Source organism: Sporosarcina sp. YIM B06819 (genome assembly GCF_033485175.1).
Lineage (GTDB): Bacteria > Bacillota > Bacilli > Bacillales_A > Planococcaceae > Sporosarcina.
Map to the genome: position 1 here is coordinate 23,770 of NZ_JAWLIQ010000006.1, position 14,626 is coordinate 38,395.

Below are 14,626 nucleotides of genomic sequence, written 5' to 3' on the forward strand. Positions count from 1 at the left end.
ATGATTAAGCGCGTGAAACGTATTCAGATTCTGTCGTGTTGATGATCAATTTATCGCCAACGTTGACGAAAAATGGTACTTGAACAATGAGTCCTGTTTCAAGTGTAGCTGGTTTCGAACCGCCACTTGACGTATCACCTTTAATACCTGGCTCTGTTGCTGCCACTTCAAGTATAACTGTTACAGGTAATTCAACACCTAGAACTTCTTCCTTGTATTGAATCACATGCACTTCCATGTTTTCTTTCAAGAATTTTAGTTCATCTTCGATTTGATTTCCAGGCAATTCGATTTGCTCATAAGACTCATTGTCCATGAAGACATGGTCGTCACCGTTTGCATATAAATATTGCATACGTTTGTTATCGATTTGTGCTTTTGCTACTTTTTCTCCTGCACGGAATGTTTTTTCATTAACGTTACCAGAACGTAAATTACGCAGTTTTGAACGAACAAACGCTGCACCTTTACCTGGTTTAACGTGTTGGAATTCCATTACGCGCCAAATGTCGCCGTCTACTTCGATTGTTAATCCTGTTTTAAAGTCGTTTACTGAAATCATAATGATTCCTCCATTTACTAAGTTATTAGAAAACTAGGTGATTGCCGAATCCGAAAGGAAGGCAGCCAAAAATCGCGACTTCCTGTCGCAATGGCTGCATGACCTACTTCCTGTAGGCCTGCGACGGCAGAGCCGTAGTTGCCCTTATAAGGTCATCCTTGAACTTAAATTGGTTGACGTTATAAGATAAGTAGTTCTTTTGGTGAATGCGTTAGACGCACATTGCCGTCTTCCGTCATAACTATATCATCCTCAATACGTACGCCACCGATACCTGGAAGATAGATTCCTGGCTCGACCGTGACAGCCATATTTGGTACAAGGACAGTGTCAGAACGGAAGGACAGCCCAGGCCCTTCATGCACCTCTAAACCGATACCGTGTCCTGTTGAATGACCGAAGGCTTCACCATACCCTTTGGATGAGATGTAATCGCGCGCAATGGCATCTGCTTCGATTCCTGTCATGCCTGGTTTAATCTTTTCTACTGCCAGCTCTTGTGCTGCGAGGGTTACTGCGTAAATTTCTTTTAGTTTGTCTGAAGGTTCCCCAACAGCAACTGTACGCGTAATGTCTGAAATATAGCCTTCATACAATGCGCCAAAGTCCAGTGTCACAAGTTCACCCGATTCAATCACTTTGTCCGTTGCTACACCATGCGGGAGCGCACCGCGTAGACCAGATGCCACGATAATCGAGAACGATGACGATGTTGCCCCTTGTTTACGCATCGCGGACTCTAACTCATTAGATACCTCGAGTTCCGTCACGCCTGGTTTAATGAATGTGCAAATATGCGCGAATGCATTGTCAGCGATTTGAGCAGCCTTGCGCAAAATCACCAGCTCATCTTCCGTTTTCACCATACGCAGTTTCTCGATAAGACCCGAAACTGGTTTTAATGTAGCTTTAACTTGTGCATTGTATAACTCGTATAGGCCAAATGTCAAATCATCTTTTTCAAAACCAATTGTTTGAAGGCCCATTTGTTCAGCTTGCGTAGCAACTTCTTCAATGATTGTTGTCGTATGTTGAACAATACGGAAGCCCTCAATTTCCTTTTCCGCTTGTTCCGTATACCGGAAATCTGTGATGAAAACAGCATCGTCAGACGAGATTAACGCCAGTCCAGCTGACCCAGTAAACCCTGTCATATATCGTCGATTGAACGGATTTGTAACAAGTAATGCATCGATTTCTTGCTCTTGTAGCAACTTACGCAAATTTGTTAGTTTCATCATTTTATACCCCTTTTCCACGGAGGAGTAAGGCTTGGATGGCAAGTGTGTATCCATCTGTGCCGAATCCAGACAACTGACCAACGCAGACCGGCGCAATGACTGACGTCTGTCTGAACGGTTCTCGGCTATGTATGTTCGAAATATGAATTTCGATAACAGGGACTTGGATTGATGCAACTGCATCACGCAATGCAATACTATAATGCGTAAATGCACCCGGGTTGAAGACAATCCCGTCTAGGCCACTATCTTCTGCTTCATGAATTTTGTCGATTAAAGCACCTTCCACATTGGATTGGAAGAATGCTAGCTCCACTCCCTGTTGTGCTGCAAAGACGTCCAGTTTACGCTCGATATCCTCCAACGTTTCTGCACCATAAATACCCGGTTCTCTTTTTCCAAGCCTGTTTAAATTAGGGCCATTCAGAATCAGTACTTTCACCCAGCACCATTCCCCTCACCGTTTCTTTCCCATTTTATCATATCGTCGTTGTCTAGCAACTCATTTCACACTTTCCGCTAAAAATTTCTTCATAAAAACTGCCGTTCCTGTGATAAATCGTAGAACCATAGCGATGATTGCGAGAAATGGAATAGACACAGACTTAATCGCATCGAATGGCGTTTTAGGTGAACCGATTGTCCATTCAATTGCAAAAACAGCAATAATCGCAATGATCAGTGACGTGACGGATGGCGGAATAGACGATGTAAATGACACAGCAAAATAGATAATTGCGAAGACGACTGTCAATATAATAAAAAAGAGCGCCCATTGGATGACAATATGAGGCGATCCAAACAACGACCCTTTTTTTACCCACCCAACAGGCGACCAGCTAATAAAATTGAAAAGATGCAAAAATTTAAGCGACAATGCAGTGAATAAAGCACTAAAAAATGCAGTCCAAAGTAAAGTTTTATTGATCATAGAAATCCCTCCTCCCCAAAGTGTCGGATGGTTCTCTATTTTTTAAACATCTATTGTGGAGTGTCTGGCCGTTTTTTAGTACAATGGACAAATAGATTGCAGTTGATACGAAAGAAAGTGTGGGAATGACGATGGGAAAAGAACAACAAGCTCCTACTTACGGAGGTCAAGCGCTTGTCGAAGGGGTTATGTTCGCCAGTAAAGATCATACCGTGACGGCCATCAGGCGCAAAGATGATTCAATCGATTATTATCATCTACCGAAAGAAAAGAATACGATGCGCATGAAATTAAAGAAAATTCCGTTCGTACGAGGAATTGTTGCCTTGATTGAATCGGCAGGGATTGGCTCTCGTCATTTGACATTTTCGCATGAGCGTTATGATGTTATGCCAGGGGAAGAAGTAGAACAGCCTGAAGAAACGTCTAAAATAGCTATGGTGCTTGGTGTGGCCGCGGTCGGCGTGTTGTCGTTTTTGTTCGGAAAATTTGTCTTCACACTCATTCCCGTCTTCTTAGCGCAAGCGTTGCAGTTTATCGCACCTGGGAAACCTGCACAAATCTTATTGGAAAGTCTATTCAAACTTATTTTATTATTGACGTATATTTCACTAATTTCGTTGACTCCGCTCATTAAAAGAGTCTTTCAATACCACGGAGCAGAACATAAGGTTATCAATGCCTTTGAGAATAATTTACCGCTGACAGTTGCCAATGTGCAAGCACAATCTAGGTTACATTTTCGCTGTGGTAGTAGTTTCATACTGTTTACAGTGATCGTAGGCATGTTTATCTATTTCCTTGTTCCGACTGATCCACTTTGGTTACGTGTTGTCAACCGGATTCTTCTGATTCCAGTCGTGCTTGGCATTTCCTTTGAAGTATTGCAGCTAACCAATGCGATGCGTACGATTCCTGTGTTGAAATATTTAGGCTACCCAGGATTATGGCTACAATTATTAACGACAAAAGAACCCGATGACAAACAAGTTGAAGTGGCTATCGCCTCATTTGAAAAATTATTGGAAATTGAGGAGCATGGCGTTGAAGTATTGGAAGTTACTGCGAAGGCAGATACAAACTCCACTGCTGAAACGGTTGCTGTAAATTAATAAAACGGAAGGCGCCCATTAAGGTGCCTTCCGTTTTTTTGATTACTTATAAACCGCATTTCAATTGTGCATTACAGTTTGTACAAGTGTTACAGCCGCCCATTTCTTCGACGGTTCCTTGACGACAAACTGGACATGTATCGCCAACTTCGGAGCCAATTGTGACGTTGGTTGACCGCAAGTCTTGAATTGTGTTGACCAGCACAACTTTCGGCTGTTCGATCACTTCTTCTACATAATTTGTTTCCATGTTGTTTTCTTCAGCTTTCAGCGTTAACACCTGCGAATCACGACTACCATCTACGTAGACAGTACCACCCTTCGCTCCGCCTTTATACAGACGCTCATAGACGCTTTCGACCTGCTCGACCGTATAGCCACGTGGTGCGTTAACCGTCTTGGAAATCGAACTGTCAATCCAGCGTTGAATGATACACTGAACATCCGCATGAGCTTCAGGTGCAAGGCTCATGGATGAAATAAACCATTCCGGCAAGTTGTCCGGATCTGCTTCAGGATTTCGCTGTAAATATTCCTCTACGATGCCCGCTTTGACCTCGATGAATTTCCCAAGGCGTCCACTGCGGTAATAGGTGAAAGAGAAATAAGGTTCTAAGCCGGTACTGACGCCAACCATGGTTCCAGTGGATCCCGTTGGCGCAACAGTTAGGAGATGAGAGTTTCGAATTCCATATTCCAAAATCGATTGACGGATATCTTCCGGCATTTTTTTCATAAAGCCTGTATTAATAAATGCATTGCGCAAAGCTGTCGTTTCTTCGTCTGTTTTGCCGATAAGGAACGGGAAACTTCCTTTTTCTTTCGCAAGCTCGACAGATTCACGGTAAGCCGTTGTGGCAATTGTCTCAAATACATGATCAACGAGTTCATTGCCCTCTACTGAACCGTATTCTTTTTCACAATAAATCAATAAGTCAGCAAGACCCATCACACCAAGTCCAACACGACGTTCGCCGAGGGCTTGTACTTTATTATCTTCAAGGAAATAAGGTGTAGCATCGATAACATTGTCCTGCATGCGCACACCAACCCGTACGGTTTCCTTCAATTTTTCATAGTTCACCGTTTTTGTTTCTTTATCTGCAAATTCAGCAAGGTTTACAGCAGCAAGGTTACAAACCGAATAGGGTGCTAATGGTTGTTCCAATGAATTGTTATCCTAAAGGCTTTTTATCCCCTAGTTCTTACAGTTCGTTTTTCTGTAAGTTCAGCATACATTTTCACTGTGTTGTACAGTGTTGCGGTCTCGTGCCTGGATTATAGTCTGTTTTCTAACTAACGAAAACAGGATCACCAGGTATGCGTTGCCCCTGACTAAAGCTTTACCTTTAGCCTTCGGTTCGGATTGGCAAGTATAATTAATTAAAAAATCGACCTACGTAATCAAGAAGGAAGTTATGAAATTCTGTTTCATTTCTAATTCCCTTCAGATTATTACAATCTTCACAGGAAATAGCAATATTGTTAATTTCATGTTTTCCTTCTCTAGACAGTGGCTGCTTATGATCGAAAACAATATTCTCTCTATCAAGAGATACCCTACAGTAATAGCAACAAGGATCTGTATCGTAAAGTAATTTTAGCTCCATTCCATTAATCGGTTTAGAATTAAGAATTACTTTTGCTGCAATTCCTGTTCTTCTCGCCTTTGCATTGTTGAAACTATACGATCTAACTCTCCAAAAGGAGATATGATCATCTTTAGCCCACTTTGCTTTAGCAAAAGTTGAACGGATTTTTTTACATGTATTACATTGTTGTCTATAACCATCTCTGCTATCTTTCCTTTTTTCAAATTCATTAACAGATTTAGAAAGTCCACAATTCTTACATATTTTTGTTTTCATAAGCGCCTCGTAAATTAAGATTTCATTAAATTAATCATACTATTTCTCAGCTTCCCCGCTTCATCCCGCAATTTTTAACGTGAGGCGAAGTCCACCACACGGGTTTGTTGCTACGACTTGCTGGCCGTATGCTTTTGCATTTGTTTCGTTGTTAGCATTGTCGATGAAGAAAATACCTGGCTCCGCGGAATACGTTGCACAAATATTAATCAGATCCCAGAGTGCGCGTGCTTTGATAGTCCGGTAGACGCGTACAGCGAATCCTTGACGCTCCCATTCGCGAACATCCCCAACCTTATGCCACTCTTCATTGTACGTGACCATTTCTTCTTGTGAATATTTCTCAACTGCTGGGAACCTGAGCTCGTAATCTGCATCCTGTTCAACAGCCTTCATGAAGTCATCCGTCAATGTGACAGAAATATTAGCGCCAGTGAGGAATTCCATATTGTGCACGGAATATGTCCCACCATCGCGTAATTTCGATTCAGCATCGTGCATGATCGCCTCGTTGAAGCCACCCATACCCGGGATTGTCCGATAGTTTAAAATGCCTTGATACATCGCTTCTTCTTGAGCAGTTAGCGGTTTAAATTTCAGTTTTTCACTAGCAAGTTTTTTTATCAGCTCGTCTTCTGTATGTTCCAGAAGGTAACGAAGAATCCGGGGATTCTGCATTTTCGAGATGATAAATTCGTAAATGTCAGGGTGCCAGTCCGCCAACATAATCATTTGTGCCGATTTGTTACGTTGATTCGCTACATCAACTCTCTAAGTCACCTTAGACGTTCAGACCATATCTTATACTCACTAGGAGTATCCTCGCGCTTCGGGGTTGCTTAACCCCTACTCTACTCGCTTCCGCTAACTCAGCGTGCTTTCGATGGCCGTTGAACCTTCTCCATTTCACAGGAGCTTGGCTGCTGATTGTCTTTATCCACTTGTCATTTTCAAGCATTCACGCTTACCGTTTCCAGTTACGTTGTAGCTGACAAGCCATTAAAGAGTTTCCAGCAATTCACGAGGTTTATTTATAGACGAGGCACACAAATCTGATTTACCACGTCTTGATCCACCTTGCTCCACAAGATGTGTCAATTTCGCAATATCGTCCAGCCATGACACTGACCCCGACGATTTGCCGTTCACGCCGCGTGCTAATGTGTTGCGCGGTCGTAATGTGGAACCGTTTGTCCCAACACCGCCGCCTCGGCTCATAATCTCCATCACTTGTTTACGATGATCTGAAATACCTTCGCGGGAATCCGCTACAAACGGCATCACATAACAGTTGAAGAACGTTACTTCCGTATCCGATCCAGCCCCATACAGCACACGTCCTGCTGGGATGAAGTTCAACTGGGACAGCTGATCATAGAAACGCCCAAACGATTCCTGACGCTTGTCTTCCGTAGTTTCAACAGATGCTAGCCCCGTCGCATTACGCTTCGCAATTTGCTCATAGAATACTTCAAGCGGCTTCTCAATCACGTCGATTGGACGTGTGATAATTCCCTTTTCTTGTTCTTCCGGATTATCAATCGCCGAACGGAATTCTTTTTCAATCCAAATATCGGCTTTGCCATTCTGAACATCAATCGCCGTGATAAATCCAAGTCCACGCGCAGGGAACTTTGGATCTTCCTTTACTGTCAAAACGACAAAATCACCAGCTTGAAGTGTTTTCTTTTCCGTATCCTTAAACGAGTATCTGTCGATCATAACGAGTCTAGATACTCCGCTATGTTCGATTTTCATATCTTCTGTAATGGGATGCACTTGCGGGAATTTCGCGATATCTGCATTCAGCTGCACCTTGTCTAACATTGGTTCTTGATGCTTTGAAACGATGACCATTCAAGCATCCTCCTTTTTATATTTCTCCAATCAATACAACATGTTGTATTGATTCTTCATTTTAATCTACTACATATTGAATAAATCTTCAATCTTGCTGTTTTTACATTTTTCGTCAATCTCTTTATTCACGCCATTTCAATTGGCTATATTACAAAAGATAGCCCCAAAGTTATAGACGTTACTTTCTAAACGTCCAGTCATGATTGGCATATTTTTTTTGTTCAATTTCCCTTACAAATTCAAGCTGCTCAGCAGTTAATACCAACGGCTCTAGTTGCATATCTAGTGCATCTTCAAATCCTTTGGCAAACGCCTCAACACACTCTTCCACTGTCACAGTTCGATCCATAAGACGATCGATTGCAATCGCTTTTTCCGGCAGACTAGCACGCATCCGTTCACGCTGCTCTTCCGATGCGAAGTTGAATAATGAAACAAGCTTATCTTCGTCAAGACTTAAAAGTATGGCACCGTGCTGTAAAATGACACCTTTTTGCCTCGTCTGCGCGCTACCCGCAACTTTCTTTCCTTCAACAACCAGTTCATACCAGCTCGGCGCATCAAAGCACACAGCACTTTTCGGCTTTTTCAAGTCATTCGTTTGCTTAGTAGTTTTCGGAACCGAAAACTCTGCATCTAGCCCTAAATTGCGGAACCCTTCAAGCAGTCCACCTGAAATCACTCGGTAAGCTTCCGTCACCGTTTCGGGCATCTCTGGATAGCTTTCGGATACAATAACGCTGTATGTAAGTTCATGCTCGTGCAGAACACCTCGTCCACCGGTCGGACGTCTAACAAAACCGAGACCATGTTTGTTCACTGCATCCATATTAATTTCTCTAGCGACATTTTGGAAATAACCAATCGATAATGTTGCAGGCTGCCATTCATAAAATCGCAGCACTGGGCCAATTTCCCCTTTACTATGCCATTCCAACAATGCCTCATCGAGTGCCATATTGAACGAAGCGCTACATTTCCCCGAATTAATGAAGTGCCAAATCGTTTTTTCCATCTGAATTCCCCCTTCACAACGAATTTCATTTTATCATTCCCATTGAACTAGTGCCACCAAATCTTTATAATAGAAAGGTAGAGAGAAAGGGGTAAGTTGTTGTGAATTTGATTATTTTAGGAGTCGCTGCAGTTCTTTTGATTGGATACATGGTCATCATGATGCTACGTCTTCGTAAAGCCGTTACAAATTTAACACAAGATCAGTTTATCGAGGGTTATCGAAAAGCGCAGCTCATTGATGTACGTGAGACGAAAGATTTTGATGCAGGCCATATTTTGGGTGCTCGTAATATTCCATACTCACAGTTCCGTCAACGTTTTAAAGAAATTCGTCCGGACAAGCCTGTGTATTTGTACGACCAAAATGGCGGAAAAAGCGCACGTGCAGCATTATTTTTAAAGAAAAAAGGTTACGGACAGTTATTCCATCTCCAAGGCGGCTTCCGTCTTTGGACGGGTAAAGTAAAAAGCAAATAACAATAAGGAGAGGCCCCTCGGCCTCTCCTTATTGTTATTTGAACGGATTACCTCCCAAATACTCCACTAGCTGCTGAGCGGCCTCTTTCCCTTGCTGAATACAGTCCGGAATCCCAACGCCTTCATAACCAGCCCCGCAGAGGTAAACGCCTGGTGTACGAACAGCAAGGTCTGCTCTCATCTTCTTTAACTCTTCTACATGCCCCACAGGATACTGTGGCATTGATTGTTGAAGTCGCGTAATTTCATGAAATAACGGCTTCGCTTGGATGCCCATCATCTCCTTCAAATCTTTTAACACAGCCGCTATCAATTGCTCATCAGATAAGTGAACCCACTCCTCTGCTCCACCACGTCCGACATAACAGCGCAATAATATTTTGCCGTTCGGTGTCGTGTGCAACCATTTAGAAGAACTCCATGTGCAAGCTGTTAACATACGCCCTTCTTTGCGCGGTATGACGAAACCGGAACCGTTTAATGGATACGTAAAATCTTTTGCATCAAAAGCAAGGGCAATATTCGCAACAGACACATAGTTGATTTTCTCCAACCAGTGTAACGACGAACGATTCGCTAATAATTTTGCCGTTTGATGAGTAGGCAAAGCCATTATAAGTCCATCCGCTTGCAGCTGTTGTCCGTTATCCAAGCACACCTCATAGTCCTGTCCATCACGTCGGATCTCTTGTACACCTTGCCCGGTGAGTAGCTGAACCGACTGTAATTGTTCTTGCAATCGTTCAACTAGCGTTATCATTCCTTTACGAAATGTTAAAAACATACTTTTTTGCACAATTTCAGGCACCCCTGCCACGCCAGGAGCCGGTTGTTGCTTGTTTGCCAGCATCCCTACAATCAAACTACGGTGCGTTTTCTCCATTGCCGAAAAATGCGGAAACGTCGCCTGTAAGCTTAACGAATGTGTATCTCCCGCATAAATGCCCCCTAGCAACGGTTCAGTAATATGATCCAACACTTCTTTCCCTAAACGACGTTGGATGAAATTCCCCAATGATTCGTCTTCCATTCCTTTCTTTTTAGGTAACCATAAATCCATTGCCGCCCGAATTTTTCCTGCTGGTGATATAAGCTTCGTTTTCATAAACGGCGTCAATTTTGTCGGAATACCTAGCATCAGTCCAGGTGGCATGTTATGCAACTTCCCTTTATGTACAATATAATTTGTTCTTGCTTGCGGATTCGTTGCCGTCAATTCATCTTCAAGACCTAATTCCTTGACCAATGTCATAATAGGCATTTTGCGTGCTAAAAAAGACTCCGGACCTCTTTCAATGATAAAACCCTCTCGATGCAACGTCCGTATTTTACCGCCCAACGTATCACTTTTTTCTATGAGCGTCAGTTCAACGGGAATTTGTCGTTCGTCAAACCATTTTTTTGCATAGAACGCTGCACTTAACCCTGTTATGCCACCGCCAACAATGATGATTTTCCTCATTGGATTTCCTCCTTTCAGAATGATGCATTGTTTAGCGCAACGCTTCAGGAATATACGAACAAGAAGGATCGCTTGCCAAGTAATCTCCTGTCATCGCGTAAGCTCTCGCACGTGAACCGCCACACATATGCTTAAACTCACAAACGCCACACTTACCTTTTAACAAAGACTTATCCCGCAATTGCTTCATAACTGGTGAATGCCGATAAATATCCGCCAACGATTGTTCACGCACATTGCCACAAACAACTGGTAAAAAACCACTTGGATAGACATCGCCTGTATGACTGATAAAGACAAAACCGTCTCCATCATTGACAAACTTCGGTGCACGTCCCAATATATCCGACCGCTTCGATACTCCACTTTCACCTAAGCGCAGTTTTTCCTGATGAAACACGCGTCTATAATGAGGCGCTTCCGTCGTTTTCACACCATAAGGCATTTTTTGTTGAATTTGATATAACCATTTCATCACTTCTTCATGTTCCTCTGGGCTAATCATATCCTTCTCCATGCCGCGTCCTGTTGGTACCAAGAAGAATGTACTCCACAGCACTGTCCCCATTTCTTTCACTTTTTCAGCAATCGCTTCTAAATCATGAAGATTGTACTTTGAAATTGTCGTATTTACTTGAATCGGGATATTTAATTCCTTTAAATACTCAATGCCTTTCATCGTCCTATCATAGGATCCTTTCGTACCGCGGAAATGATCATGAATTTCTGCGCTGGAGCCATCTAAACTGAATGCCCACCTCGATAACCCAACATCTTTTGCTTTCTGAATCGCTTCCTTCGTTACCTTTGGCGTCGCACTCGGTGTCATCGAAACCGGGAACCCCTTCTCCTCTATGGCATACTTAGCGAGGTCAAATAAATCTGGCCGCATCAATGGATCTCCACCTGTAAAAACAAACAGCGGATTATCCATGGCTGCAATGTCATCAATTAGTTTTTTTCCTTCATCAAATGATAATTGACGTGGATCCGCCTTATATTGCGCTTCTGCTCTACAATGCAAGCATTTCAACGCACAAGCCCGCGTCACTTCCCATATTACAATAAACGGATTAACTTCATAATTGACTTCTTCATTGACTGGTATCATCTAAAACGCCCCCCCTAGTCATATTGCGTTGAATGAAACTACATGTTTAGCATAGTACGAACTCAGTACATCCAATGTGATTTTCATCACAATAACATACATGAGTTGTGTACGTTTCGTCACAAAAAAAGCACAGCGCAAGGCTGTGCTTTTTCAAGTAATTTATTATTTTGTATAACGCAATACAGGTTGACGTGCCGCCTTCGTTTCATCCAAACGATTAATGACCGTCGTATGTGGCGCGTTTTGAACGATTTCAGGGTTTTCCTCGACTTCTTTTGCAATGTGAATGAGTGCATCACAAAATGCATCAAGTGTTTCTTTCGACTCTGTTTCTGTCGGCTCAATCATCATGCCTTCCTCAACGTTAAGTGGGAAGTAGATTGTTGGCGGATGATAGCCAAAGTCTAGCAGACGTTTCGCCATATCAAGCGTACGAACGCCCAATTTCTTCTGGCGACGACCCGAAAGAACAAATTCATGCTTACAATGACGATTATATGGCAGGTCGAAGTAAGGCTCGAGTCGGCGCATCATATAGTTCGCATTCAATACTGCATATTCCGTAACAGCTTTCAAGCCATCTGGCCCCATAGTACGAATATATGTGTACGCACGTAGATAAATACCGAAGTTACCATAGAATGGCTTCACGCGGCCAATCGATTGTGGCACATTGTATTCAAATGTATAGACATCGTCTTTTTTCACAAGCACTGGTTTTGGCAAGAATGGAGCCAAGTCAGCTTTGACACCAACTGGACCAGAACCTGGACCACCACCACCGTGAGGACCTGTGAATGTTTTGTGCAAGTTCAAGTGAACCGCGTCAAAGCCCATGTCGCCAGGGCGCGCTTTGGACATAACCGCATTCAAGTTAGCACCGTCATAGTACAATTTCCCGCCGACAGCGTGAACGATTTCAGCCATTTCAAGAATTTCTTCCTCAAAAAGTCCAAGTGTGTTTGGATTTGTCAGCATCAATGCTGCCGTATCCGATCCAACAACACGTTTCAAGTCTTCAAGGTCAACAAGTCCGTGTTCATTCGACTTCACTGTAACCGTCTCAAAGCCCGCAACTGTTGCTGATGCCGGGTTTGTTCCGTGTGCAGAGTCTGGAACAAGTACTTTTGTACGGTTGAAATCACCGTTCGCTTCATGGAAGGCACGAATCATCATCAAAGCTGTCCATTCGCCGTGTGCGCCAGCAGCTGGTTGAAGAGTCACTTCATCCATTCCTGTAATTTCAACAAGATGCTCTTGCAAATCATAAATAATTTCGAGCGCACCTTGCACAGTCGACTCATCTTGCAATGGGTGAATGTTGGCGAATCCTGGGAAACGCGCAACCATTTCATTAATTTTTGGATTGTATTTCATCGTACAAGATCCAAGCGGGTAAAACCCAGTGTCTACACCGTGGTTACGGTTAGACAACGCCGTGTAATGGCGCATAATATCAAGCTCAGACACTTCTGGAAGTTCCGCTGCTTGTTCACGAACAAATCCTGTTGGCAATAAATCTGACAGGTCCAGTTCAGGTACATCTAGTTCTGGAAGACTGTAGCCTACTCGGCCTTCTTTCGTCAGTTCAAAAATTAACGGCTGATTATCTTTATGCATGAAGGGCCTCCATTTCCTGCACAAGTGCATCGATTTCTTCTTTTGTACGTTGTTCAGTCACAGCAATCAATGCATGATTTGCAAATGCCGGATATGTCAAACCAAGGTCATAACCGCCGAGAATGCCTTTCGTGAAGAGGTGTGCATTGACTTCTTTGACAGATTTTTTACAGTTAACGACGATTTCATTGAAATGAGCACCGCCAAATAATACTTCAAAACCAGCTTTTTCAAATGCATCCTTAGCATAACGTGTTTTAACGATATTTTGGTAGGCAATTTCCTGCGCGCCCATTTTACCAAGTGCAGTCATCGCCACAGATGCAGCAAGTGCGTTCAACGCTTGGTTTGAACAAATATTAGATGTCGCTTTATCGCGACGAATATGTTGCTCACGCGCTTGTAATGTCAATACATAGCCACGACGTCCTTCATCGTCTGTCGTTTCTCCAACAAGACGTCCTGGAACTTTACGCATCAACTTTTTCGTAACAGCGAAATAACCACAATGCGGTCCACCGAAAGCTTCTGGAATACCGAATGGCTGTGCATCACCAACCGTAATATCAGCACCAAGCTTACCTGGTGGTGTCAGTACCCCAAGTGCAAGTGGGTTAGAGGAGACAACAAATAATCCGCCTTTTTCATGCGCAATGTCACCGATTTTTTGAATATCTTCGATTTGACCGAAGAAGTTTGGATATTGTACAAGAACAGCCGCTGTATTTTCATCGATCAATTCTTCTAGCTTCGCTAAATCCGTTACGCCATCTTTTTGTGGAATTGTTACCACTTCAATTGATTGTCCCGATGCGTAGGATAATACAACATCACGTGATTCTGGATGAACTGTCTCAGACACAAGAAGTTTCTTACGACGTGTGTGACCTGCCGCAAGATTTCCTGCCTCTGCAAGTGCCGTTCCACCGTCATACATCGAAGAGTTTGCAAGATCCATCCCTGTTAATTCACAGATCATTGTCTGGAATTCGAAAATAGCTTGTAGCTCTCCTTGTGAAATTTCTGGTTGGTACGGCGTGTAAGCTGTGTAAAACTCTGAACGTGAAATGACGTGGTCAACGATGATCGGCTTGAAATGATCATAGACGCCTGCGCCAAGGAATGATGCATATGTACGCGCATCCGCATTTTTTGCTGCAACTTGTGCAAGTTCTTTTGCCAATGAAGACTCGGATTTTGCTTTTTTAATATTGTATTCGCCTTTAAAACGAACTTTTTCAGGAATATCTGCAAATAGTTCATCTACTGAGGTAATTCCGATTGTCTGCATCATTTCAGCACGATCGGTTTCCGTCATTGGAAGGTAACGATGCTTCATGTCTAGTTAGCCCCTTTTCATCA

The 14,626-nt window shown here is 43.0% G+C and carries 12 protein-coding genes and 3 pseudogenes; 2 read left to right on the forward strand and 13 right to left on the reverse strand.

Translation table 11 applies throughout. The annotated features are described in order from the left end of the window. Nucleotides 1–4: 4 nt before the first annotated feature. From efp to R2B72_RS04080, 4 genes are all read right to left on the reverse strand, one after another. Nucleotides 5–562: an elongation factor P gene (gene efp / locus R2B72_RS04065; protein WP_318614992.1), complete on the reverse strand. Its 558-nt coding sequence runs from the start codon at nt 560–562 to the stop codon at nt 5–7. Nucleotides 563–741: 179 nt separating this feature from the next. Beyond that, complete coding sequence (locus R2B72_RS04070; protein WP_318614993.1) at nt 742–1,803, reverse strand: Xaa-Pro peptidase family protein; 1,062 nt, start codon at nt 1,801–1,803, stop codon at nt 742–744. Nucleotide 1,804: 1 nt separating this feature from the next. Next, nucleotides 1,805–2,245 (reverse strand): type II 3-dehydroquinate dehydratase, encoded by a 441-nt coding sequence (aroQ, locus tag R2B72_RS04075; RefSeq protein WP_318614995.1) that lies wholly within the window; start codon nt 2,243–2,245, stop codon nt 1,805–1,807. Nucleotides 2,246–2,305: 60 nt separating this feature from the next. Next, a complete protein-coding gene (locus R2B72_RS04080; RefSeq protein ID WP_318614997.1) occupies nt 2,306–2,734 on the reverse strand; it encodes a hypothetical protein in 429 nt (142 codons plus the stop codon). A 131-nt stretch (nt 2,735–2,865) separates the two neighbouring features. Here R2B72_RS04080 and R2B72_RS04085 point away from each other — a divergent pair, with 131 nt between their 5' ends. Continuing rightward, on the forward strand, nt 2,866–3,846 hold the full coding sequence (locus tag R2B72_RS04085) for a DUF1385 domain-containing protein (protein ID WP_318615263.1): 981 nt from the start codon (nt 2,866–2,868) through the stop codon (nt 3,844–3,846). A gap of 46 nt (nt 3,847–3,892) precedes the next feature. On the opposite strand, the pseudogene R2B72_RS04090 reads toward R2B72_RS04085, so the two are convergent. From R2B72_RS04090 to R2B72_RS04110, 5 genes and pseudogenes are all read right to left on the reverse strand, one after another. Continuing rightward, nucleotides 3,893–5,011 (reverse strand): annotated as a pseudogene (locus R2B72_RS04090) (ribonucleotide-diphosphate reductase subunit alpha); the annotation flags it as partial. Nucleotides 5,012–5,225: 214 nt separating this feature from the next. Next, the gene (locus R2B72_RS04095; RefSeq protein WP_318614998.1) at nt 5,226–5,714 is read right to left on the reverse strand and encodes an HNH endonuclease; all 489 of its coding nucleotides are present in this window, start codon (nt 5,712–5,714) and stop codon (nt 5,226–5,228) included. Between the two features lie 93 nt (nt 5,715–5,807). Further along, nucleotides 5,808–6,452 (reverse strand): annotated as a pseudogene (locus R2B72_RS04100) (ribonucleotide-diphosphate reductase subunit alpha); the annotation flags it as partial. 324 nt (nt 6,453–6,776) lie between these two features. Beyond that, nucleotides 6,777–7,571, reverse strand: a pseudogene (locus R2B72_RS04105) (ribonucleotide reductase N-terminal alpha domain-containing protein); the annotation flags it as partial. Between the two features lie 181 nt (nt 7,572–7,752). Beyond that, nucleotides 7,753–8,589 (reverse strand): biotin/lipoate A/B protein ligase family protein, encoded by an 837-nt coding sequence (locus R2B72_RS04110; RefSeq protein ID WP_318614999.1) that lies wholly within the window; start codon nt 8,587–8,589, stop codon nt 7,753–7,755. Between the two features lie 149 nt (nt 8,590–8,738). On the opposite strand from R2B72_RS04110, the gene R2B72_RS04115 reads away from it, so the two are divergent. Beyond that, nucleotides 8,739–9,068 (forward strand): rhodanese-like domain-containing protein, encoded by a 330-nt coding sequence (locus R2B72_RS04115; protein ID WP_412177795.1) that lies wholly within the window; start codon nt 8,739–8,741, stop codon nt 9,066–9,068. A gap of 34 nt (nt 9,069–9,102) precedes the next feature. Here the strand turns inward: R2B72_RS04115 and hemY are convergent, their stop codons facing one another. The 4 genes from hemY to gcvPA all read right to left on the reverse strand — a co-directional run bounded on the left by hemY (nt 9,103) and on the right by gcvPA (nt 14,603). Next, nucleotides 9,103–10,530: a protoporphyrinogen oxidase gene (gene hemY / locus R2B72_RS04120; protein WP_318615001.1), complete on the reverse strand. Its 1,428-nt coding sequence runs from the start codon at nt 10,528–10,530 to the stop codon at nt 9,103–9,105. Nucleotides 10,531–10,561: 31 nt separating this feature from the next. Further along, complete coding sequence (locus tag R2B72_RS04125) at nt 10,562–11,641, reverse strand: TIGR04053 family radical SAM/SPASM domain-containing protein (RefSeq protein WP_318615002.1); 1,080 nt, start codon at nt 11,639–11,641, stop codon at nt 10,562–10,564. Between the two features lie 165 nt (nt 11,642–11,806). Beyond that, nucleotides 11,807–13,264 (reverse strand): aminomethyl-transferring glycine dehydrogenase subunit GcvPB, encoded by a 1,458-nt coding sequence (gcvPB, locus tag R2B72_RS04130; protein ID WP_318615003.1) that lies wholly within the window; start codon nt 13,262–13,264, stop codon nt 11,807–11,809. Continuing rightward, complete coding sequence (gcvPA, locus tag R2B72_RS04135; protein ID WP_318615004.1) at nt 13,257–14,603, reverse strand: aminomethyl-transferring glycine dehydrogenase subunit GcvPA; 1,347 nt, start codon at nt 14,601–14,603, stop codon at nt 13,257–13,259. Before gcvPA ends, gcvPB begins: the two co-directional genes overlap by 8 nt. Between the last annotated feature and the right edge of the window lie 23 nt (nt 14,604–14,626).

What these genes read in the sequence shown, in the direction of transcription:
- R2B72_RS04080 (WP_318614997.1), bottom strand. Translation starts at nt 2,734, where the DNA reads ATGATCAATAAAACTTTACTTTGGACTGCATTTTTTAGTGCTTTATTC.
- hemY (WP_318615001.1), bottom strand. Translation starts at nt 10,530, where the DNA reads ATGAGGAAAATCATCATTGTTGGCGGTGGCATAACAGGGTTAAGTGCA.
- R2B72_RS04110 (WP_318614999.1), bottom strand. Translation starts at nt 8,589, where the DNA reads ATGGAAAAAACGATTTGGCACTTCATTAATTCGGGGAAATGTAGCGCT.
- R2B72_RS04125 (WP_318615002.1), bottom strand. Translation starts at nt 11,641, where the DNA reads ATGATACCAGTCAATGAAGAAGTCAATTATGAAGTTAATCCGTTTATT.
- R2B72_RS04115 (WP_412177795.1), top strand. Translation starts at nt 8,739, where the DNA reads ATGGTCATCATGATGCTACGTCTTCGTAAAGCCGTTACAAATTTAACA.
- R2B72_RS04085 (WP_318615263.1), top strand. Translation starts at nt 2,866, where the DNA reads ATGGGAAAAGAACAACAAGCTCCTACTTACGGAGGTCAAGCGCTTGTC.
- R2B72_RS04070 (WP_318614993.1), bottom strand. Translation starts at nt 1,803, where the DNA reads ATGATGAAACTAACAAATTTGCGTAAGTTGCTACAAGAGCAAGAAATC.
- gcvPA (WP_318615004.1), bottom strand. Translation starts at nt 14,603, where the DNA reads ATGAAGCATCGTTACCTTCCAATGACGGAAACCGATCGTGCTGAAATG.
- R2B72_RS04095 (WP_318614998.1), bottom strand. Translation starts at nt 5,714, where the DNA reads ATGAAAACAAAAATATGTAAGAATTGTGGACTTTCTAAATCTGTTAAT.
- gcvPB (WP_318615003.1), bottom strand. Translation starts at nt 13,264, where the DNA reads ATGCATAAAGATAATCAGCCGTTAATTTTTGAACTGACGAAAGAAGGC.
- efp (WP_318614992.1), bottom strand. Translation starts at nt 562, where the DNA reads ATGATTTCAGTAAACGACTTTAAAACAGGATTAACAATCGAAGTAGAC.